Below are 20,119 nucleotides of genomic sequence, written 5' to 3' on the forward strand. Positions count from 1 at the left end.
TTTTGTAGCCGATAGAAAGTTCTAAAATGAGACTTTGTCCAAATGAATCCCTGTAGTTCGAATTAAAGATTTTTCGAGTGGTTTGCCAACAAACCCAACTTGGCTCGAAGCAAAGATATTATGCAAACGCACACAGATTGTCCATATAGTCATAATTGAGAATGTCCTCGTACTCGCCTACAACTGCGTATTTCTTGGGGGCGCTCCATCATATAAAAATTAATCGAATTTTAGGGTTAGTAATAACTCGGCATAAGCGTAAAATTATACGTTCATTTTGTCAAGGCGGGCACACGTGTAAACATCACAGTTTAATTCCTTGCTTAGTCGAATTCCATAGGTAAAATATGGTTGGCCCAAATAGCACTCTTTATCATGCTTATAACCATGCTTTTTATAAAAAGAAAGAGCATGTACATTTCCTTTGAAAACCCATATTAGCACTTCTTTATAACCTGATCGGATGGCTTTTTTCTCAGTAAAGTCGAGCAGAAGAGTACCAATTCCTCGGCTTTGATATGCCTTCAAGATGTAAATACGCCACAATTCAAAAGCTCCGATTTTGTCTTTATCTGCTGTATTTCCAATGGATAATAACGCTACGGGTTGATTGTCACATTCATAAACGTAATTTAATAATCTGCTGGATAAGAAATCTTTTTTCAACCTATTTTCTCGTTCTATACAACCTTGTTTATTTAATAAATCTTCATTGATATATTCGCTGTAAACTGATTTCCAATTGTCATTTACGATATTGCATATCGTTTCTATATCGGATTTTTGTAGTAAGCGTATCATATTCAGCACCTTCATTACTATTATCGACCAGGAATATTATAAACATAGCACCAAACCGCTTGCGCGGTGGTTGTATAGGGTAGATACTACGTTTTCAAGAAACCTGCTGTGAAACGGCAGGTTTCTTGCCATATCCGATAAAATGGAATCATTACTATTAAAGGAGATGGTTCCATGACCAATGAAGAAGTCATCAGTCGGGTTCATGAGGAATTTGCGTTGCGAGGATTGTCCTCGTACACAATTGATACTATGACTTCGCGGGCCGTTCAAGATGCCTTCAACAAATACAAGAAACATGCGAAGCTGTCCGATACCTTTACCATTCACACCTTACGGCACTGCTTTGCCACACATCTGCTAGAATCTGGGGTGGAAGTCTGCCAGACTAAAGAGCTGCTGGGCCATACTTTTATCCAGACCACGGCCTTTTACCCCCACCTGAGCAAGTTAAATGAATCGATAACGAGCCCGTTGGATACACTTCCGAAAAAGCGTGGTCGCAAGCCAAAGGTGAATACCGATGCCTGAGGTATTGGACAGCTTATTCCACCTGCTGAAACCGCAGTTCGGCTGCTCCCGTAAGCGAGTGCGCCGGCTGATGAAGGCTGCCGGCATCGTTTCTCATCGTAAAAGGGCGTACAAGAGCACCACAAACTCCAAGCACAGCTTTTCAATCGCTCCCAATCTCCTCAAGCGCGACTTCACCGCGCCCCGGCCCTGCGCAATTTGGGTCGGCGACATCACCTACGTTCCTACCGACGAGGGTTGGCTGTACGCCGCTATTGTAAAGGATCTGTTCACAAAAAAGGTGGTGGGGTACACGTTTTCCAATCGAATAGACACCGCCCTGACAGTATCGGCCCTTGAGATGGCTGTTCGCAGGGAGCGCTCGGAGCCGGGTCTGATTTTCCACAGTGACCGGGGTATTCAATATGCCGCCGGGGATTACCGGGATGTTTTGAAGCACTATGATATCCAATTTCTTAACTACGGATTCTTGAATGCATTGCTGCATTGCTTCTCATTTTTTGTATCTCCTTGGCTTTGAGTGTTGGCAAGGAGGGCGGTCTTATTGCACGATTTCAGTCGTTATTGTATAGAAAACTACCTATGTAGTCTCCCATTTATTTTGTGTTTTCTTTAGGGGACTCGAATCCGCTTTTCAAAAATTCAACCAGTTGCTGATAATAAAGTACAATTCCATCCTTTATTTTTTTATAATCTTCGGCTGGATGCAGCAAATATTCGGAGATGGTTTTTTCACCTAAATACTTATTTTGTACATAATCCGAGGAACCTGTCAGCAGTTGGGAAATGCAAAAACATACAAAGTCCGCACTGAACCGGGCATTTATAATTCCGTGTTCTTGGCTCTCTTTTATTTTTTCTATTAATACCTGCCGACCATTTTTTAGAAACAGATAGTCATCACGCACAGTGCTATTTTCACTGGCCGCCTTTTGCATAAACGCAGCCAATTCTGTGTTTTCTAAATTGAACCGGATATAATTGCTGACCATTCGCTGAATCAATTGAAATAGATCGTTGGTTGGTTCCTTAAGTTGGTTTACATACTGTATCTTTTTTTCAAGGCCATAACGAATCAGATAATCATAAAGGTCTTGCTTATTGTTAAAATATCTGTAAAAGCTTCCTTTGGCAATGCCAATGCTTGCAATAATGTCATTCAAAGAGGCAGAAGCAAAATCATGCGCGGTAAATTCTTTTAAGGCGGCCTGAATGACCGCCTCTTTTTTTTCGTTTGTCAAATGCTCAAAGGTTTTGTTCGGCATGGTAACCACCCTTTCCTTTTGCCTATTATACATCTACTCATATCGCGGCGGCAATAGCGTGTTTGCTGCCCTCTTTTCCCTTTTTGGTGGGGAAGCGTTGACATCCACGGATGGTGGTGTTATGATAATCACGAGTATAGACCGGTCGGTCGCGACCGATAAGTCTGAATAAAACAGGGGGCTCCACATGAAAAACATCATCAAGTCCCGATGGTTGCTGGTATGCATATGGATTATACTGGCCATCGCGCTCCATCACTTCATGCCTGACCTGACACAGCTTGCCATTAATAAAGGCCAACCTCAAATTCCTTCCAGTTATTCGTCTTATATTGGAAACCAACTGTTGAACAAGAAGAACAATGTGAGCAGCGGCTCAAAGGCGTCTAATCTTCTGGTCGTATTTAACAGCAAAAGGCCGCTGACGGACACTCAGCTTGACGCTATCCATCAAGGCGTTGATCAGCTGAAAAGCGACGAGAAAGCCCTACATATCACAAATGTAACTGACTATTTTGATAACAGCGATCTGAAAGATGAAATGGTTTCCAAAGATGGTACCACGGTGCTGGTCAGCCTGAATATCGATAAAACAGGTACCAGCATAGATACCATCCGGGATGAAATCGACAAGACGCTCTCTTCTGTTTCTGTAAAACATTACCTGACAGGCGGCGACCTCATCAACAACGACATGATTGCCACCTCGCAGGCGGGTACAAAAAAAACAGAGCTTTTCACCTTTGCCGCCATTTTTCTAATCCTGCTTCTGGTATTCCGTTCACCGGTTGCCCCCATCGTCTCTTTGTTCTCGATTGCTCTCACGTTTCTTTGCTCGCAGGGTATTGTCACACAGCTTGCGGATAAACTGAATTTTCCTTATTCGTCTTCCACATCAACCTTTCTCATCCTTGTTTTGTTCGGTATCGGGACGGATTATACGCTGTTGCTCATGATGCGTTTTCGGGAAGAACTGAAAATGAAATCCGTAGAGGATTCCATTGTGAGTACCTATCGAACAGCGGGTAAAACTGTATTTCTAAGTTCGCTTACCGTTCTGATTGGATTTGCTGTTCTCGGATTTGCAAAATTTTCAATCTACCAGGCGGTTTCGGCGGTCGCAATCGCCGTTTTGGTTCTGTTGCTGGAGCTGACGACGTTGTTGCCATGTTTGATGCGCCTGCTTGGCCCGGGGCTTTTCTGGCCCACAAAACCCCATGCGGGTCACCAGCGTAACCGTCTGTGGGAAACGGCTTCTTCAGCCTCCATCAGAAAACCGGTCGTGTTTCTGCTGGCTGTGTTGATCGTGACGGTGCCGGTCATTCTTCTGTATAAGAACGATCTCTCTTACGATAATCTGAATGAGGTGGCTGGCTCTTATGATTCTGTAAAAGCCGTCGATATCAGCTCCGATAAATTCGGACCGGGTAAGCTGTTTCCCGTCAATGTGGTGCTCCAAAGCCCCACACCCATGGACAACGAGGAGACACTGGCGGCAGTTGACAAGCTGGATGATGACCTCACCAAACTATCCGGGGTTCAGTCGGTTTACAGTGCTACCCGACCGAAAGGCGCAAAACTGGATAACTTGTACTTGAGCAGTCAAACGAGGCAGGTGAGTGATGGTCTGGGCAGTGCCCAAAGCGGAATCGAAAAAATCAAGGACAGCCTGCAAAGTGCGGCTTCTCAGCTACAGTCCTCATCCGGAGAAAGCGGATCATTGGATCAACTGAAAACAGGAACGGCAAGCCTTGTGACGGGTCTTTCCTCCCTGCAAAACGCAGCCGGGCAGTTATCGTCCGGTTTGGGCAGCCTAAAACAGGGAGCCGACGCCCTCGTTCCCAATCTTGATGCGCTGGAAACGTCTTGCAATGCCCTGGCGGGTGGATTGAGCGGCAGTGCATCGGGTGCGCAACAGCTCACACAAGGGATCAAAAGCGTGTCCGACAATCTTTCCAAATTACAAGATATGATCGACCAGATGAATGCCGGTTCTGCCAATATGAGCACAGCCATGCAGACCGTTAAAGTTGATTTGACCGACGTTGGAACGAACCTGACAAGCGTAGGCAGCTCTGTGACCGACATCGGTACAAAAGCCGGATCGCTTGGCAAGATGCTGTCTCCCGCCGACCCGCAATATACGTCTGAGATGCAACTGGTCGGCGGAATTGGAACCGATGCCAAGGGCGTGGGAGCGTCTCTTGGAAAAGTAACTGCCGATCTCAACAATGTACAAACAGCGCTGAACGGTCTGGCCGGCAGCAATTCCAGTCAAGGGCTTTCAGAGGCACAGGACGGGCTGAATGCAATGTCAGCCGGATTGGATGCGCTTGAAACGGCCGGCTCCGAGTTGAGTGCGGGACTGACCAACGCTTCAAATGGTCAGGCAAAGATTGCGGCGGCAGTCGCACAATTGGATGCCGGTGCGAAACAGTTGGACAGCGGTCTTTCAGACATTGCTGCGGGACAGCAGAAGCTGGCGGACGGCACAGCTCAGCTGGTCGGTGCGGCAAATGCTATCCAATCCGGACAAAACCAACTCATTGACGGTGTTGAAAATTTATCCGGTCAGCTGACCAAGTTGACCGCGGGCCTCAATGATGCTTCCAAGGGGCTTGGGGATGTGTCGAGCGGCTTGGATTCCGCCAAAGCATACTTAAACGGTCTGTCGTCGTCCAATGAATCCAGCTCGATTTTCTATATCCCCGATGATCAACTAAAAGGCGCTGATTTCCAGAAATCTCTGGATGCCTATATGTCGGGCAATCGGAAAATTGCAGCAATTACGGTTTATCTGTCAATCGATCCGTATTCGGCACAGGCCATTCAGGTGGTTGGCAACATAGAGCATACGGTCACCGCTGATTTGCAAAGCGGTTCTTTGAAAGGTATGACTGCCGGTATTACCGGCGTCTCATCTCAAAATCGGGATTTGTCTCTCGTTTCCGGCAGTGACCTTTCCAGAAGCACCATCCTGATGTTGATTGGTATCGCAATCCTGCTGATTTTTGTGACTGGCTCCATACTGATGCCCATTTTCATTCTGGCTGCCCTTCTGATTTCGTATTACGCTTCTTACACGTTGACACAGTTGCTGTTTGCGCATGTATTCCACGTCGGAAATCTGACATGGACAGCGCCGTTCTTTTCCTTTATCATGTTGATTCCGCTGGGTGTGGACTACAGCATCTTTCTGGTTACACGCTTCCGTGAGGGCAGGAGACTGGGCCCCTGCAAAGCCATGGTCGACGCGGCGGCAAATACCGGCAGTGTGATTATGTCCGCAGCAATCATCCTTTCGGCAACCTTTGCGGCGCTGTATCCTTCGCAGATCACCTCGCAGGCAGAATTGGCCACGACGGTGATTATCGGTCTGATTCTGCTGGCTTTCGTATTTATGCCAATCTTCCTGCCTGCATGTGTATCTCTCCGTGAGAAATTGCAGCTGTGGGGAAAACGCCGTTCTGAACAACTGGACAAATCTGAGCCCCAATGATAGTCCCCGAACAACAGGGCTGATTTGACCAAACGTCAGGAAAAAAAATCGGAAAATTGTTTTTGGTGACTTCATCACGGTCTGCAAACCGATAAGTGGTATAATTGAAACCAGAATTGATCAAGGAGGATAATTTAAACATGCAAAATAAAAAGCAGCTGGTCGACGAGGCTTCCGATTATTATCTGGGTCAAAACGGCCGCGAAAAATCAAATTGCGCGCAGGCGGTCGCCAATACGTTTGTCAAAGAACTGCATTTACAGGGGATTGACCTTGATGCGTTTCGCAACTATGGAGGCGGCCGCGCACCCGGCGGGGAATGCGGCGCGCTGTATGCAGCCAAAGCTGTCTTGGAAGAATCAGGGTTATCGGAAAAAGCAGGGGAGCTTGAAGCAATTTTTCAAAAGCAGGCTGGTGCACTGACCTGCCGGGAAATTCGGTCTGCCAGAAAGCTGCCTTGCGCGGGCTGCGTAGAAAAAGCCGCCACATTCCTGTGTGACTGTATGAAAGAATAAGACCCCTAAAAAATTTCAAAGTAAAGCCATATGGTCGGATGCATTTGCATCCGACCGTATGGCTTTCTGTGCTTTCTGCGTTTTTTATTCAAATAAAAAGGCTGGTGTCCGATTCTTCCGCGTTGGCCAGAAAAGACGCCACGCCGCCGCTGCCGACACCGTCAATCAATTCTTCCTTGCGGATGCCCATCACATCCATCGACATGGTGCAGGCCGTCATCTCCACACCATTCTTGATGGCCTCTTCAACCAGGCTTTCCAGCGAGTTAATGTGCTTGTTTTGCATGACCGCACGGATGAGCTTGGCGCCCATACCGCCCATGTTCATGCGCGACAATCCCAGCTTTTGCGAGCCGCGCGGCATCATCCGCCCAAACATTGTGGAAAGGAAATCCTTCTTGACGGATGCTCTTTCCGGTTTGCGCAGAATATTCAATCCCCAGAAGGTGAAGAACATGTGCACTTTGCGGCCCATGGCTGCCGCGCCGTTTGCGATAATAAACGCCGCGATGGCCTTGTCGAGATCGCCGGAAAAAATGATGATGCTTTTGTCGTTGCCGCCGGAGACCGGAACTGTATCCGCCAACGTTGCGCACTTTTGCAGTGTTACGGAAAACTGCCTGCCGTCAAAGCCGGAATCCAACAACCGGTGGCCGGTACGTTTGCAAAAAGCGCCAATGTCGCTTGAAAATGCCGGGTCAGTCGCTTTGATTTCCAGAATTTCACCGTCCGCAGCTTGCTTCAGCGCTTTGTTCACTTCCAGAATGGGACCGGGGCAGCTTAGACCGCAGGCATCGACCACGATGGTCTTTTTAGGCTGTGCACAGGCGAGACAGTCACAGTCCGATTGATTCCCTTTGTCAGTAGGCGGCGGGCAGGCGGCCATCGTCCGGTCTTTTTCAATCTCTGCCCAGAGACGGTAACCGCCGCTGAGATTGCGTACATCCGCAAAGCCGTTTTGTGTCAGGATGCGCGACGCCAGATAACCGCGCAGGCCAATTTGACAGAACACATACACCGGCTTGTTTTTTGGTAGATCCGAGAGATGTTCCCGCAGGCTGTCCAACGGCAAGTGAATGGCTCCGGGAATGGTGCCGGTCTCAAATTCTTCTTTTGTCCGCACGTCTACCAACGTTGCGTTTTGTCCGGTCAGTTTCGCCACATCCTCCGCGTAAAACGGCGTGAAGCGCTTTTGCAGTATATTTTCCGCTGTATAACCGGCCATGTTTACAGGGTCTTTTGCGGAGGAGAACGGCGGTGCGTAGCAAAGCTCCAACCTTGTCAGGTCATGTACCGTGCCGCCCATGCGCAGCACAGTGGCGATTACGTCGATACGTTTGTCCACACCCGCATAGCCCACGGCCTGTGCCCCCAGAATGCGGCCGTTCTCGGGTGCAAAGAGCAGCTTTAAACTGATAGGCAGACCGCCGGGGTAATACGACGCATTCGACGCCGAATAGGTGAAGGATTTTTGATAGGAGGTGCCTGCGGCTTTCAGCACTTCTTCCGAAAGGCCGGTGGAAGCAAACGTCAAGTCAAATACTTTGAGTACCGCTGAGCCCTGTGACCCCTCGTATTTTTCCTGCGCCCCGCAGATGTTATCCGCCGCGATACGGCCCTGCTTATTAGCAGGGGAGGCCAGCGGAATATAAGAAGGCGCGCCGCTCGTAAAGTCTGTCACCTGCACCGCGTCACCCACGGCATAGATGTGTTCGTCGCTGGTTTTCAGCGTGTCGTCCACCAGAATGGAGCCGCGTAGGCCGGTTTTCAGACCCGCGTCGGCGGCTAATTTCCCCTCGGGCCGCACACCAGCCGAAAGAATGGCGAAATCCGCGCAGAGCTTGCTGCCGTCTGAAAGGCGGAAAAGTAAACCATCCGATGTTTCTTCAATGGCTTGCACACTGGTATTAAGCCGCAGATCCACGCCCTTTTCCCGCAGATGATTGTGCAGCGCGACAGCCGTATCCGCATCTGCCGGCGGAAGAATGTGGTCCGTCATCTGGATGATGGCGACGCGGATGCCCAGCCGGTGTAGATTCTCCGCCACCTCAATGCCGATATACCCTCCGCCGATAATGGCGGCACGCCGTGGTTTGTGTGTGTCGCAGTAATCCTTGATTGCGTAGGTATCCGGAATATTGCGCAGGGTGAACACACGGGGGTTGTCAAATCCCGGCAGACGCGGCCGGATAGGCTCCGCACCCGGGGAAAGCAACAATTTGTCGTAACTTTCCTGATAGATGGAGCCGTCGGCTGTGCGGCGAACGCTTACTTCCCGGCGTACTGGGTTGATTGCAATGACCTCGCTGCCCACACGCACATCCACCCGAAAACGCGCCCGAAAGCTTTCCGGCGTTTGCAGCGTCAGCTTGGTTTTCTCCGAGATAACACCGCCAATATAATAGGGCAGTCCACAGTTGGCAAAGGAAATAAAGTCGCCCCGTTCAAACAAGATGATTTCCGCATGTTCATCATTCCGGCGAAGGCGGGCCGCTGCCGACGCACCGCCTGCAACGCCGCCCACAATCAAAACTTTCATACCGGTACACTCCTCTTCGTTCATCTGGCTAAAGCGGGCGATTTCTAAGCCACCCGCTGTCTTATGACATAAGTTTAACAAAGGTGCACACTTGATACCGTAACTTTGTCACGTACAAGCTTGGGCATAGAAAAAGAGCCATTTCCCCAAACAGGGAAACGGTTCTCGGCGTACACACTGCGCAGGTTGTCTTCACATCGTCTTCATAATATAGGAAACGGGGTGTTCCCGGTCGATGGAAAGATTAAATGCCACCCGTGTCCGTTGGTGACTATGTTACGGAAGTATGTGCCTGCGTGCAGTATACTGATGGCACAATCATGAAAGGAATGGTGATTACAATGGATGTTATCACACTGAACCGTAACAATTTCAACCAGGTAGTTCTAAATACTGATAAGCCGGTTTTGATTGATTTTTGGGCCACATGGTGCGGGCCGTGCCGGATGCAGGGGCCGATCGTTGAAGAGGTGGCCGAAGAACTGGGGGACACGGCTACTGTCGCCAAACTGAATGTGGATGAAAACCCGGAACTTGCCGCGCAGTTTTCCGTGATGAGTATTCCCACATTGGTATTCCTGAAAGATGGAAAGATCGTTGGACAGCGGGTGGGTGTCACTCCTAAGGCGGAGCTGCTCTCTATTCTGCGGTCCGTAAATGCCTGAGAGTCCTAATGGTTCATCTCGCGCAGCTTTTTCATTTGCATAAGCGAGATCTTGCCGCGGGAAAGCGAAAGCAGTCCGTCGTTTTCCATGTATTTGAGTACGCGGCTGACCACCTCACGGGCGGTACCAAGGTTTTTGGCAATGATATCGTGTGTGATGGAAAGCTGTTCTGTGCCGTCCAGCACGGATTGCTCCAGCAAAAACGCCGCAACGCGCTGGCCCATGTTTTTGGTGGCCATCTGTTCCACCACCCACATTACCTCCGAGAAGCGTTCGGAAACCAAGTCCATGGTAAATTGCTTTGCTTCAGGGTTGCGCCCACTTAATTCGGCCCAGACTACGGCGGGAATGAAATAGACATGGCTGTCCCTTTCCGCTTCCAACGTGATTTCAAACGTGATGTTTTTAAGCACACAGGATGCGCTGAGAATGCAGATATCTCCCGCGAGCAGGCGGTAAAGTGTCAGTTCCTTGCCGTCTTGCAGGTTGAAAGAGGCTCGGAGCTGACCGCTTTTCACAACAATGAGTCCGTTGCATTCGCGTTCCCTGTCCAGAATAGCCGTTCCTTTTTCAAAAGAAGCGCGTACCCCGGACGCCAAAATCGCGGCGCGGTCCGTTTCACTCAATTTGGCAAGCAGCGGCAAATACTTGGTCAAAAAATCCATATCATCCGAATGCAGCATCCCGCACCTCCTTTACAGCGCTATTTGATAATCAAGATTAGAAAGGGTTAAACCGTTATGTTTGATTTTCTGTTTGGGAAGACCTCCCGAAATACAATTTCCCCCAAACAGGCGAAAGAACGCCTGGATTCCGGCGATACTGTTTTTTTGCTGGACGTGCGCACACGGGAAGAATACAAAGGTGGACACATCCCTAATAGTATATCACTGCCGCTCGACCAGTTAAAGACCCGATCGGCACATATTATCCCCGACAAAGGTTCTGAAATCATTGTCTATTGCCTTAGCGGAGGGCGCGCCGCACAGGCGTGCGGTGTGCTTGCCGCCATGGGGTATACCAATGTGTACAATCTGGGTGGAATCAATGCGTGGCCGTACGCAGTCACACGCTGACAGGCGCCATATACCAGACAGGCGGCGGGAGAGCTATCTCCTGCCGCTTGCTATTTTGCCGCAAAACATATTACATGCGTAACAGGAGTACTTGGGTCTGCAACAACGCCGACACCATTAAAAATGCTGTGGCGGGGAATCTCGGCATTTCCGTCATTTCCAGGCGTTCAGTGAAAAACGAGGTTAAGGCTGGGTGCCCGTGCGTCATTCGCACCAGCCCGTTATGTTTTGAGCGCGCATTTAAAATTGTCCATCACAAAAACAAATATCTTTCGGAATCGCTGCGGGCATTTATGGATTTCTGCTTAGATGTTTCGTGAGCGGCATGAAAGTAAAAGAGAAAGCCGGGGTTTTCGCAAGGTCGTTTCACGCATATAAAAAATTATTGACATATGCCATTATCTATGTTATTCTTTTTGTGGTTGTTGACATATGCCGATAACACTATAAAGGCGATGATAAGATGCCAAGACCGCAAAAATGCCGGCGTATCTGTGATATGCCCAAATGCAGACGCTTCGGTCCCTTGGGGGAAGGCCTAAACAACCTGCCCGTAATCACTATGACGGTGGATGAGTTTGAATCAATCCGGTTGATCGATTCGGAGGGACTAAGTCAGGAAGAATGTGCGGCGCAGATGATGGTTGCCCGAACAACCGCTCAGGCAATCTACGCAAGCGCTCGTGCAAAACTGGCTGAGTGCCTTGTAAACGGGATGCAGTTGACCATCCGTGGCGGCAACGTTGTCTTGTGCGGCGGAAACTCCGGCCGATGCTGCTGTTGCCACAAAAAACACCCTGCAATAGAGAGGCAGGATTGATCGGAAATGGCTTCCGATGCGTTGCATATGCCTTGTACAGAACAGACCGCGTTGTTATTGAAAGAAAGGAAAACAAAAAATGAAAATTGCAGTACCATACGAAAACGGACAAATTTTTCAGCATTTTGGAAGCACGGAGTGTTTTAAGATCTACGATATTGCGGACGGTAAAACCGTTGCGGCAGCCACGGTGGGGACAGACGGGAACGGTCACGGCGCGCTTGCTGCTTTCCTTCAAAATCTGGGGGTCGATACACTGATCTGCGGTGGCATCGGCGGCGGTGCGAAAAGCATGTTGTCCGAAGTTGGCATTCAGCTTTATGGCGGCGTGTCTGGGGAAGCAGACAAGGCGGTCGCGGATATGCTGAGCGGCGCACTTCGATTCGACCCTGACGTATCCTGCACACATCATGAAGAACAGCATGGCGGGAGTGACTCTTGCGGAGAATGCGCCCATTAATTCACAGAATATTGCTACCCATTGCTGCGTTTGTTAATAAAAATCGCAGCACTTGTCAATATAAAAATCGGGACGAAAACGGCTCTCGAAGTGCTGTAGACGATACCCTTAAAAGCAGATAGTGAAAAAAGGGACCTCCTGTTGTAGAATGGAAACTACGGCAGGAGGTCATTTTATACCCGGAAAATATACAAAAGTAGAGCTGCTGAGTAAAGATGCGGTCAGGCGAAAGGAGGCAGCCAAAATGCCTGCCGAAAACAGATTCCGAACCCCCAGAAACCCGAAAACATGCTGTGGCAAGACTTTACGGCCGAGAATCCAAACAAGAAACGGTTTACAGACATTACTGAGATTGCCTGTATCGATAGAAAGCTTTACCTGGGTTCCTATAGCTTAGCTGTCCGGATGATTGAAAATGCACAGCGACAGTATCTCGCCGTCTGTCGACGCGTTGGCTTTCACCATCACGGTATCTTTGTTGGTAATGAAGGAATATTCTCCAGCAGTGGGGGTGCCTTTTCCGAAATAGCTTTCCAATCCGGAGGCAATCTCTTTGGCGTAATCTTCCTTGTTCATTTGAAACAGTTGATGGTCATGGATAGGAAATGAGCCATCGTTTGTATAAGAGAAGCTTCCCTTTTTATAATCCTTCTGCATCACCGGTTGACCGTTTTGCAAGAATTGCACCCATGTCATAGCCCGAATGACACCTGTTGAGGTAACGCGCACTGTTACCTGCGCTGGTGCGGACACGCTGCCATTCTCCGAGGAAACCGGCACGACCGTTACACCGGATGGAATCTGAACATGGACTTTGGCCCACTTTGCGGCGTATTTTCTACTGGAGTCTGTAATGGCAGCGACGGATGCGCCGTTTTTGGCCGTGATAACAAGAGAACCTTCATATACGGCGAAATATCTGCCTTGCATGGGGTCGGTATCCGAAGGCAGTGCGGATAACGTGCATATCAGCTTTTCGCGGTTGTTTTTATCTGCGGCGGCGTGCCATGCCATTGTTTTTGTATCAACAGATTTTCCGTTCAATTTGACGGCAAGCTGGTTGTCTACATTCCCCACAATGGTAATGGCACGGTCAAATGTAAGGGTGACAGTGACCTTTTGGGATGCCTCTTTGCCATTGCTAAAAACAGAAACGCTCTGTGTGAGGATGGACGGCGATCCGGAACCTGTTTTGATTGCGGGACTACATCCCGCCAGCGAGACCAAAAGTATTACAATCGCCAGAATTTCATATGGCGTTTTTCGCCAGGATATTCGATTCATCTTAGGAAGTTACCTTTTTCCCTTCTTTTTTCGTTTGAACATCCATAACAGGAGAACCGCGGCGACGGCTGCCACAGGCAGGATCCAGAACAAATAAAACGGTGAATTGACTGTGACCGTAATGGTCTGCACCGCATCTGTATAGTGTTGCAGATGTGCCGTGACCGTTACATTTGTCTGCCCGGCCGATAAGCCCTTTACGGTTAATTTTGCGCCTGAAACCGTTACACTCGCTACCTTGGGGTCGTCCACCATGACCTTGTAGGACACCGGCGTCTTTTTGGTGCCGTTGCAGGCACAATGCCCCCATTCATCCGGGCTGCCGCAAGTGCAGGGATCAATGCCGCACATATCGGCCATACCGCAGTCGATACCCAGTGCGGCAGAAGACGGCGACGCTCGCAGGACCTCTGCGTGCTGAAGACCTACGTCCACCATCATCTTGTGCGGTGCAGTGACAAAAAGCGGTTCGGCAGCACATGTTCTCCCTGCAAGCAAAACGATCAAAACCAGTGAACAGAAACCGAGAAAGTATTTTTTGCGCATTGATACCCCTCACTGTCTCAAAACCCCATAGAGACACGTTAAATGAATGCATATGGTACTTTATTAGCAGCGGAAAGCAACGTGTCCTGCGGCTTTCGCCTTCAAAAGACGTTCTATACTGGCTGTCCGGTAAGTCGGTTGGACACCCATTTTGCACCCTCATGAGCCTCTGCTAATCATGTCAGCAGACTTGAACATCTCTTGAGTACGGTTAATTAGTTGACCACCATTCCCCGGATTTCTTTCGGTGCGTCCGAATAGGGCAGAAATTTATAGACGTACGTTCCGCTCGTAAGCTTCACTGCCGCCAAATAGCCGCCCCGGCTCATATAGTACCCGTTTTGCAGCAGCGGCAGCAATTCGCCGACCTGATCCACATCGTCCACGGTGTAGTTTTTACCAAAGTCCTTCTGCAGGATGAAGCTGCCCGCATCGCCTGCCGTATAGGCCATAAAGTACTGGCTTTCCGGTGCGACGGCGCGATTCCTGCTGACATATGGATTGTATTTCATCAATGTAATACTTTGGGCTGCATCGCTGAAGTTGAGAATGGAAGATAACCCATTGTCATTTAGGAATTGCAGCGTGTTGGTAAATGCGCCGGTGAGATAGATTTCAGTGTTTTCCAAATTGTAGGCATAGGTTTTGACATCGCTGTCGCCCGTTTGTGAGAACATCAGCACGCCCAGCGCGGGTTTTGATGGAAAATACCGGTCGCTTAGCGGTTGGCTGGCGATATCTTTTGCCAGTGCCTTGAGCAGTGCGGCTCGTTTGTCCGTACTTAAGTTGAGAAGCTGTGGATTCGTATACCAGCTGTTGCTGAGATAGACTGCGCCATTGCGGTAGGCGCCCGCCGCCCAGTAGGAGTCTTTGTTATTTCCGGTGAGGATGTTCTGTTCGAGTTGCCGGACGGCGGAGGTGTTGTCCAGTGTCAACATGGATTCCAATGTGGTGAATGTGGCACGGTCGTAGTAACGTGTAAGCTTCAAGCCGTTGCGCAGGGTGTAAGCCACCCGAATATCATAGGGTACGGTGGTTTGGGGAAAATCATGGCTGTTGAGAGCCAAAGCAGGTTTTCCGGCCGCGATGAGTGCTTTGTGCAGAGATACAAGCATCGAAAGATCAGTTTCGTCCGTCAATTGGATCTGCTGGGTGATATAGTATCCGTTTGCACCGCTGCTGCCCTGTGTGCCGTCGCCTGTGCTGTAGTTGGGCGAGCCAACGTAGCTGATAGATGCGCTTGCAATGTCGTTCACATCCGGTACGCGCGTACTGTAACCCAGCAATCCCGTACCCAGCAGCGCCACAACCACATAAGTCACGGCTAACCCGCCCGCCAGTACTGCAATGGCTTTTTTATGCATTTTTTTACTGCGCGCCGTCAGTGTGGAAAAGGCTAGCCACACCGCTACAAATGCCGCAGTGGCTGCAGTGAATGCAATAAATGGATTGATTTCCGCCAGCACGTCAAACAGCAGGGTATAGAGGAAAAATGCCAGCGTCAGCGTCAGCACGGTGTTCATCCCGTGCGACATAAACGCAATGCCGGAGACTTCATTCTTGCGTTGCCTGAGCGCTAGCACGGCCAACGCAGCCAGTACCAACGTGCCGAGAAACCACAGCACGACGACTAGTGGCCGGATGGGCGGAAGTATTGCCCCGCTTGTTGTAGCGTAATAGGCATAGTAGGTCATGGAGTCGTGATAAAAGAAAAGGATGGGGTTGAACGCCGCAGCCTGCGTCAGAAGGCTGGGTTCAGCCAACGCGGTGCCAGTACGCAACAGTGTTCCGGCACCGCTGCCAAACAGCAGATGACGTGCCAGCGCTCCTACGCCGTAAAACACTGCCGATGGAATGGCAAGCAGGCAGGTGGAAAATGCCATTCCCTCAAACAGAGTGCCTGCAAGTGCACAGCCGATGCCAGCGATAAACAGCGGCGTGAGCCCCAGTACCAGATATCCGCATAGCAGGTAGAAAAATGAGCTGAGGATCGATGCCGTGTAGCCCAGTGCCGCCAGATTGAGAATCAGTGAAACGGTCAGTGGTACACCCACGCCGATAACGAGCATCAAGCAGCCCGCGCCCAACCGCACAGCCAATAGGCGCGTGCGCGTGATTCCAAGCAGAAAATAGGTGACGGTCTGCTTCCGGTCGTGCAGAAAGCGAAGCAACGCAATACCGAGTGACAAGCCGTAAAGCAGCACTGCACCGGTGATGACCGGGCCAAACGATACATCAAAAAAACGATATTTCAGTTGTTCGTGCGTGTAGTCAATGTTAAAAATGGAACTGCCCGGCATACCCGCTGTGGAAATTGGGAACAGGATGAGAAATACTACCAACCCCAGAACGGGCAGCAGCAAGTTGCGCGACCATGTTTCACGCCATGCATGGCGCAGGATGGAATTGCGGTCAAAAGAGGTCGTTGAAGGCATCGTCCTGCTCCTCCTGTTGTTCCATAAAAAATTCTTCGAGTGTCATTGGCAGACGCTCCAGCACTGTCAGACCCAATGCGTCCAGTTTCTGATGTACGGCGGATTCGTCGCCTTCATAAAGAAAGGAGAAACCCGCATCTTCCGGTGTCAGCAGCGAAAGATGTAAAGGTTTGAGTGTTTCAAACGTCACGTCTGGTCCAAATTGCGCGCGGTATTTACTTCGGCTGCGTTTCATTGCTGCAATGGAATCATTGAAAAAGAATATATGATCCTTGATAATGCCCAAATGGTCGACCAGATTCTCCAGTTCCCGCAAGTTATGTGACGCCACGATAACGACCGCCTGTTTTTCCTGCACATATTCGCGCAGAATGCGTGCGAGCAGGTTGCGCTTAGCAAGGTCGAGGCCGTCGAACGCCTCATCAAGTAAAAGGGTATGCGGGTGAATCGACAAGGCCAGTACCATGCCTGCCTGCCTTTGCATGCCCTTGGAAAAGCCATTGATGCGCGCATCCGGATCCAGGCCGAACAAAGCGGTAATCTTTTCAAACGTCTTTTCACTCCAGGTAGGGTAATAGCCGCGGTAGAATTTTGCCATCTCATACAGGTTGGCCTGCGGTAAAAAATACATATCGTCTGACAGCAGGAATATTCCGCTTTTCAGGCGTTCATTTTCGTAGATGTTCTCGTTATCCACCAGCACCCGACCGGCATCCGCGCGAAACACGCCCGCAATGGTTTTCAAGAGCGTCGTTTTGCCGGCGCCGTTGAAGCCGACCAGTCCATAGATGCAACCATTTTTAATCGTCGCGTTCAAGTTTTTTACGGCGGTAAAGTCCGCGTATTTTTTAGTCAGATGTTCCAGTGTAACCATATGCGCCCCTTTCCACTTCTATTGTTTTATATCTTTTTTGTGTGTCTTGCGCTTGAGCAACAGTGGTGTCAGGATTCCGGCGGCTGCCCCAAGCATCACAGCCAACACGATCACCTGCCAGCTCTTGATTTGGCTCCAGAAAGGGATATTCAACTTTTGGACGGTCAAAAAATAATCTGAAGCATGTGAGATGGTGAAGGAAACATAACCATTTTCCGGTTTGACACCCAGAGCGACCGGCTCAATGCGGTTTTTATCTTCATTATAATAGTAGACATTTACAGTATCTTTCGCCGCAAATTGCCCATTTGTTGCAATCATCAGCAAAACCTTGCCAGGCAGCACGCCTGATTGCGCAAGGTGCAGGTATACGGCATTTTTCATTGTCTGCCCGTAGCTGGAGACCACCTGTTCCACCGCATCGGTCAGCGCGCCCTCTTTGGAGACATCTATGTTCATGTTGATGTTTGCCGGGATTGCGATATCCGTCCCCTTGAATGTCCAGGAATAGGCGACATTGCCGCTGGCATCTGCTTTCTCAAATGTCGCGGTGTGTCTGGTTTTGCCTTGGATCTTCTGAAATTCATCCAGACCGCATGCTTTGTCCGAGACGGACAGGATATCCACCGCGCCGAAATCACAGTTGTCTTTGCTGGATGTGGAGGAAGTGACGCCCTCCATACCCGTCATACTGCAAACTGCAGTGCTGGATGTCTGAGAGGATGCGGATTTTGCCGCGGCTGTTTTGGATACGGCACTGTCCGCTTGACCTTGACAGCAGGCGGGAAGGGAACCGGTACTGCCACTCATATCCATCGTGCAGGTGCCGCCGCTGTCCATGGCGGTGCATGCGGCAGATGAACTGTTCGTTGATGCCAATGCTGGAATGGAAGCGGCGACTGCTGTACATACCAGCGCGGCCGCAAGCACTGAACGCGGCAAAATCGTGCCCCGGTGAGTCTTCTTTCTCACTTTTTTTCTACCTCCTTCGGTAATGTTTCGGCACCGGATGTTCTCCGCAGCACGACAAACATAATAGCCGCCGCGATGGCTGCCGCCGCAATGGCGCACAGTGCCGCAAGGAGCGGCAGCGGGACAGCCGTGTGAGGTGTGACCGGTCTTGTAACTAGCACATAATCCGAGCAATGTGAGATGGCAAACGAGGCGAAGCCATTGTCCAACTTCACATTTCCGCCTGTCAACTCCAGCTTTTTGGTTTGTGAGTTGTATGTATAGAGATAGAGTGTGGTTCCGGAGGGGTAGTAGCTGCCGGTGTTGACCACGATGGTTGCCTTGCCGGGCAGCGCACCTTCGTGTGCGAACGAAAGATAGAACGGCTCAATCAGCGTGCCCGCCTGTTTCATTGCGGATTCATTTTTTGACTGATGCGCAACGGTGAAATCCATGTCCATTGGTTTGGTTACATCGGTTCCTTTAAACGACCAGGAATAGGAGACATTTCCGCTGGCGTCCTTTTTTTCAAACGTTGCGGTTTTGTCCTTGCCTTGGATGGAGTCAAATTCCGCTTTTCCGCTTTTCCCGGGCGCAATTTGAAGAAAATCAAACGTGCCAAGCTGTCCGGTGACCGTCTGCACCGCTGTGGGGTCTACTGCACTTGGAGTCTGTGTGGTTGTGTTGCTTTGGGAACCGGTCGCTTCCGTTGCCGCGTCGGATCTGTTGCCTGTAACGGTTACCCGGATGGTCTGAGACGCGGAACTGCTATATTGCCGAAGGGTGCCGACGGCTGAGATGGTGGTCGTGCCCGCTGAGCAGCCGGTAATGGTGATAACACCGTCCGTATAGGCCGCAGTGGCGACATTGGTGTTGGCAGAAGTGAGCATCATGCCGGCTTTATAGGTTGTGTAGTCCTTGCCGTTGCAGGCACAGTCGCCGGTGCTGTTCACACAACCAGGACTGCATTGCTGCGGACAAAACGCCATACCGCAGCCCGGCAGTTCATCATGTGCGGCAGGTGTGAGAATGGCTGAAATAGCAAGAGTCTGTCCGACAGCGACCTGTGCGTTTGCTGTGCCAAGGTTTACCGCGACAGTGCCGCGATTGATGTAAGCGAGTGCAGGCAGACCCGGCATCACAAACAACAGTGCAGCGGCTATTGCAGTGCACAACAGTGCTCGTTTCTTTTTCTTGGGTGTGTCCTTAGGTGCATATGTCCTCATTTTGTTCCCCTCTTATGAGCCGATGGACACAGAAGGGATTCCATTCCTATCCGTGCCCATTCCTTTTATGTATGGATGTTTTTGGGGAAAAACATGTTGTAATCCCCATATCAAAACCGGCAGAGTTTGTGATGTTTTGCCGTTGAATGTCCAGGAAAAGAGCAGTTTATCCCCGTTCCTTTTTTCGAAGAAAACTGATTTATCCTGTCTGTCAATATCCATAAACTGGGTCTTGCCTGTCTTGCCGGAGGTTAATTCTACACTGTGGTGACATCGGAGGTGCTATCTGTTATGCTGGATTCCGCTGCGGATGTGACAGAAGCTGCTGATGCGGTGGAGACCGCTGGTGCGATGGAAACAGTCGACGCGGTGAATACCGTACTGTCTGTCGATAAGACCGCAGCGACGCAACCCACTATCGTTGATTTTGACCCGTTTCGTTTTATTTTGCATCTCTTTGCTTCCGATATTTAAGGATTACAGGTGAAAATACATTGTATTGTTTATTCAAAATAGCTTATAACCATATATATCTTCATAGTATATACACATTTTTGACATTTTTCAACTTGAATTTTAAATAAATCCAAATACATATTTCATTTATTGGGACAATTCCACAAAGAATATGG

At 49.8% G+C, this 20,119-nt stretch carries 20 protein-coding genes; 10 read left to right on the plus strand and 10 right to left on the minus strand.

What is annotated here, in order from left to right:
• Positions 1-264: 264 nt before the first annotated feature.
• Positions 265-801: a GNAT family N-acetyltransferase gene (locus ABF463_RS08940; protein ID WP_415533258.1), complete on the minus strand. Its 537-nt coding sequence runs from the start codon at positions 799-801 to the stop codon at positions 265-267.
• Between the two features lie 174 nt (positions 802-975).
• On the opposite strand from ABF463_RS08940, the gene ABF463_RS08945 reads away from it, so the two are divergent.
• Positions 976-1,332: a tyrosine-type recombinase/integrase gene (locus ABF463_RS08945; protein ID WP_415533259.1), complete on the plus strand. Its 357-nt coding sequence runs from the start codon at positions 976-978 to the stop codon at positions 1,330-1,332.
• Entirely contained in the window at positions 1,325-1,852 is a 528-nt protein-coding gene (locus tag ABF463_RS08950) for an IS3 family transposase (RefSeq protein ID WP_415533260.1), read from the plus strand. Before ABF463_RS08945 ends, ABF463_RS08950 begins: the two co-directional genes overlap by 8 nt.
• A gap of 76 nt (positions 1,853-1,928) precedes the next feature.
• Here the strand turns inward: ABF463_RS08950 and ABF463_RS08955 are convergent, their stop codons facing one another.
• Positions 1,929-2,597, minus strand: coding sequence for a TetR/AcrR family transcriptional regulator (locus tag ABF463_RS08955; protein ID WP_415533261.1), 669 nt, complete (start codon positions 2,595-2,597; stop codon positions 1,929-1,931).
• A 187-nt stretch (positions 2,598-2,784) separates the two neighbouring features.
• Between ABF463_RS08955 and ABF463_RS08960 the strand changes: the two genes are divergently transcribed.
• Together ABF463_RS08960 and ABF463_RS08965 are read left to right on the plus strand one after the other, a co-directional pair.
• Positions 2,785-6,096 carry an MMPL family transporter gene (locus ABF463_RS08960; RefSeq protein WP_415533262.1) on the plus strand — a complete coding sequence of 1,104 codons (3,312 nt, stop codon included), beginning with the start codon at positions 2,785-2,787 and terminating at the stop codon, positions 6,094-6,096.
• Between the two features lie 140 nt (positions 6,097-6,236).
• Positions 6,237-6,611 (plus strand): C-GCAxxG-C-C family (seleno)protein, encoded by a 375-nt coding sequence (locus tag ABF463_RS08965; protein ID WP_415533263.1) that lies wholly within the window; start codon positions 6,237-6,239, stop codon positions 6,609-6,611.
• 88 nt (positions 6,612-6,699) lie between these two features.
• Here the strand turns inward: ABF463_RS08965 and ABF463_RS08970 are convergent, their stop codons facing one another.
• Positions 6,700-9,150: a DsrE/DsrF/DrsH-like family protein gene (locus tag ABF463_RS08970; RefSeq protein ID WP_415533264.1), complete on the minus strand. Its 2,451-nt coding sequence runs from the start codon at positions 9,148-9,150 to the stop codon at positions 6,700-6,702.
• Between the two features lie 341 nt (positions 9,151-9,491).
• Here ABF463_RS08970 and trxA point away from each other — a divergent pair, with 341 nt between their 5' ends.
• On the plus strand, positions 9,492-9,815 hold the full coding sequence (gene trxA / locus ABF463_RS08975) for a thioredoxin (RefSeq protein ID WP_415533278.1): 324 nt from the start codon (positions 9,492-9,494) through the stop codon (positions 9,813-9,815).
• 5 nt (positions 9,816-9,820) lie between these two features.
• Here the strand turns inward: trxA and ABF463_RS08980 are convergent, their stop codons facing one another.
• Positions 9,821-10,498 (minus strand): Crp/Fnr family transcriptional regulator, encoded by a 678-nt coding sequence (locus tag ABF463_RS08980; protein WP_415533265.1) that lies wholly within the window; start codon positions 10,496-10,498, stop codon positions 9,821-9,823.
• A gap of 57 nt (positions 10,499-10,555) precedes the next feature.
• Between ABF463_RS08980 and ABF463_RS08985 the strand changes: the two genes are divergently transcribed.
• From ABF463_RS08985 to ABF463_RS09000, 4 genes are all read left to right on the plus strand, one after another.
• The gene (locus tag ABF463_RS08985; protein WP_415533267.1) at positions 10,556-10,891 is read left to right on the plus strand and encodes a rhodanese-like domain-containing protein; all 336 of its coding nucleotides are present in this window, start codon (positions 10,556-10,558) and stop codon (positions 10,889-10,891) included.
• 74 nt (positions 10,892-10,965) lie between these two features.
• A complete protein-coding gene (locus tag ABF463_RS08990; protein WP_415533279.1) occupies positions 10,966-11,211 on the plus strand; it encodes a LysR substrate-binding domain-containing protein in 246 nt (81 codons plus the stop codon).
• A 143-nt stretch (positions 11,212-11,354) separates the two neighbouring features.
• The gene (locus ABF463_RS08995; protein ID WP_415533268.1) at positions 11,355-11,711 is read left to right on the plus strand and encodes a DUF134 domain-containing protein; all 357 of its coding nucleotides are present in this window, start codon (positions 11,355-11,357) and stop codon (positions 11,709-11,711) included.
• A 79-nt stretch (positions 11,712-11,790) separates the two neighbouring features.
• Positions 11,791-12,171 carry a NifB/NifX family molybdenum-iron cluster-binding protein gene (locus ABF463_RS09000; protein WP_415533269.1) on the plus strand — a complete coding sequence of 127 codons (381 nt, stop codon included), beginning with the start codon at positions 11,791-11,793 and terminating at the stop codon, positions 12,169-12,171.
• Positions 12,172-12,564: 393 nt separating this feature from the next.
• On the opposite strand, the gene ABF463_RS09005 is transcribed toward ABF463_RS09000, so the two are convergent.
• From ABF463_RS09005 to ABF463_RS09030, 6 genes are all read right to left on the minus strand, one after another.
• Positions 12,565-13,455: a hypothetical protein gene (locus ABF463_RS09005; RefSeq protein WP_415533270.1), complete on the minus strand. Its 891-nt coding sequence runs from the start codon at positions 13,453-13,455 to the stop codon at positions 12,565-12,567.
• 9 nt (positions 13,456-13,464) lie between these two features.
• Complete coding sequence (locus ABF463_RS09010; protein ID WP_415533271.1) at positions 13,465-14,001, minus strand: Ig-like domain-containing protein; 537 nt, start codon at positions 13,999-14,001, stop codon at positions 13,465-13,467.
• Positions 14,002-14,216: 215 nt separating this feature from the next.
• Positions 14,217-16,436 (minus strand): hypothetical protein, encoded by a 2,220-nt coding sequence (locus tag ABF463_RS09015; RefSeq protein WP_415533272.1) that lies wholly within the window; start codon positions 16,434-16,436, stop codon positions 14,217-14,219.
• The gene (locus ABF463_RS09020) at positions 16,414-17,310 is read right to left on the minus strand and encodes an ATP-binding cassette domain-containing protein (RefSeq protein ID WP_415533273.1); all 897 of its coding nucleotides are present in this window, start codon (positions 17,308-17,310) and stop codon (positions 16,414-16,416) included. The genes ABF463_RS09015 and ABF463_RS09020 overlap by 23 nt, the downstream gene beginning before the upstream one ends.
• Before the next feature lie 18 nt (positions 17,311-17,328).
• Positions 17,329-18,282: a hypothetical protein gene (locus tag ABF463_RS09025; RefSeq protein WP_415533275.1), complete on the minus strand. Its 954-nt coding sequence runs from the start codon at positions 18,280-18,282 to the stop codon at positions 17,329-17,331.
• Entirely contained in the window at positions 18,279-19,487 is a 1,209-nt protein-coding gene (locus tag ABF463_RS09030) for a hypothetical protein (protein WP_415533276.1), read from the minus strand. Before ABF463_RS09030 ends, ABF463_RS09025 begins: the two co-directional genes overlap by 4 nt.
• Before the next feature lie 291 nt (positions 19,488-19,778).
• Here ABF463_RS09030 and ABF463_RS09035 point away from each other — a divergent pair, with 291 nt between their 5' ends.
• Positions 19,779-19,961: a hypothetical protein gene (locus ABF463_RS09035; RefSeq protein WP_415533277.1), complete on the plus strand. Its 183-nt coding sequence runs from the start codon at positions 19,779-19,781 to the stop codon at positions 19,959-19,961.
• Positions 19,962-20,119 lie beyond the last annotated feature (158 nt).

This window comes from Ethanoligenens sp., from assembly GCF_047718355.1.
Classification (GTDB): Bacteria; Bacillota; Clostridia; order Oscillospirales; family Ethanoligenentaceae; genus Ethanoligenens.

Bases quoted from the DNA above. Each gene is read 5' to 3' on its own strand.
- ABF463_RS09035 (WP_415533277.1), top strand. From the start codon at position 19,779: ATGCTGGATTCCGCTGCGGATGTGACAGAAGCTGCTGATGCGGTGGAG.
- ABF463_RS08945 (WP_415533259.1), top strand. From the start codon at position 976: ATGACCAATGAAGAAGTCATCAGTCGGGTTCATGAGGAATTTGCGTTG.
- ABF463_RS08955 (WP_415533261.1), bottom strand. From the start codon at position 2,597: ATGCCGAACAAAACCTTTGAGCATTTGACAAACGAAAAAAAAGAGGCG.
- ABF463_RS09015 (WP_415533272.1), bottom strand. From the start codon at position 16,436: ATGCCTTCAACGACCTCTTTTGACCGCAATTCCATCCTGCGCCATGCA.
- ABF463_RS09030 (WP_415533276.1), bottom strand. From the start codon at position 19,487: ATGAGGACATATGCACCTAAGGACACACCCAAGAAAAAGAAACGAGCA.
- ABF463_RS08940 (WP_415533258.1), bottom strand. From the start codon at position 801: ATGATACGCTTACTACAAAAATCCGATATAGAAACGATATGCAATATC.
- ABF463_RS08995 (WP_415533268.1), top strand. From the start codon at position 11,355: ATGCCAAGACCGCAAAAATGCCGGCGTATCTGTGATATGCCCAAATGC.
- ABF463_RS09005 (WP_415533270.1), bottom strand. From the start codon at position 13,455: ATGAATCGAATATCCTGGCGAAAAACGCCATATGAAATTCTGGCGATT.
- ABF463_RS08965 (WP_415533263.1), top strand. From the start codon at position 6,237: ATGCAAAATAAAAAGCAGCTGGTCGACGAGGCTTCCGATTATTATCTG.
- ABF463_RS09010 (WP_415533271.1), bottom strand. From the start codon at position 14,001: ATGCGCAAAAAATACTTTCTCGGTTTCTGTTCACTGGTTTTGATCGTT.
- ABF463_RS08970 (WP_415533264.1), bottom strand. From the start codon at position 9,150: ATGAAAGTTTTGATTGTGGGCGGCGTTGCAGGCGGTGCGTCGGCAGCG.
- trxA (WP_415533278.1), top strand. From the start codon at position 9,492: ATGGATGTTATCACACTGAACCGTAACAATTTCAACCAGGTAGTTCTA.
- ABF463_RS09020 (WP_415533273.1), bottom strand. From the start codon at position 17,310: ATGGTTACACTGGAACATCTGACTAAAAAATACGCGGACTTTACCGCC.
- ABF463_RS08985 (WP_415533267.1), top strand. From the start codon at position 10,556: ATGTTTGATTTTCTGTTTGGGAAGACCTCCCGAAATACAATTTCCCCC.
- ABF463_RS08950 (WP_415533260.1), top strand. From the start codon at position 1,325: ATGCCTGAGGTATTGGACAGCTTATTCCACCTGCTGAAACCGCAGTTC.
- ABF463_RS08960 (WP_415533262.1), top strand. From the start codon at position 2,785: ATGAAAAACATCATCAAGTCCCGATGGTTGCTGGTATGCATATGGATT.
- ABF463_RS08990 (WP_415533279.1), top strand. From the start codon at position 10,966: ATGCGTAACAGGAGTACTTGGGTCTGCAACAACGCCGACACCATTAAA.
- ABF463_RS09000 (WP_415533269.1), top strand. From the start codon at position 11,791: ATGAAAATTGCAGTACCATACGAAAACGGACAAATTTTTCAGCATTTT.
- ABF463_RS08980 (WP_415533265.1), bottom strand. From the start codon at position 10,498: ATGCTGCATTCGGATGATATGGATTTTTTGACCAAGTATTTGCCGCTG.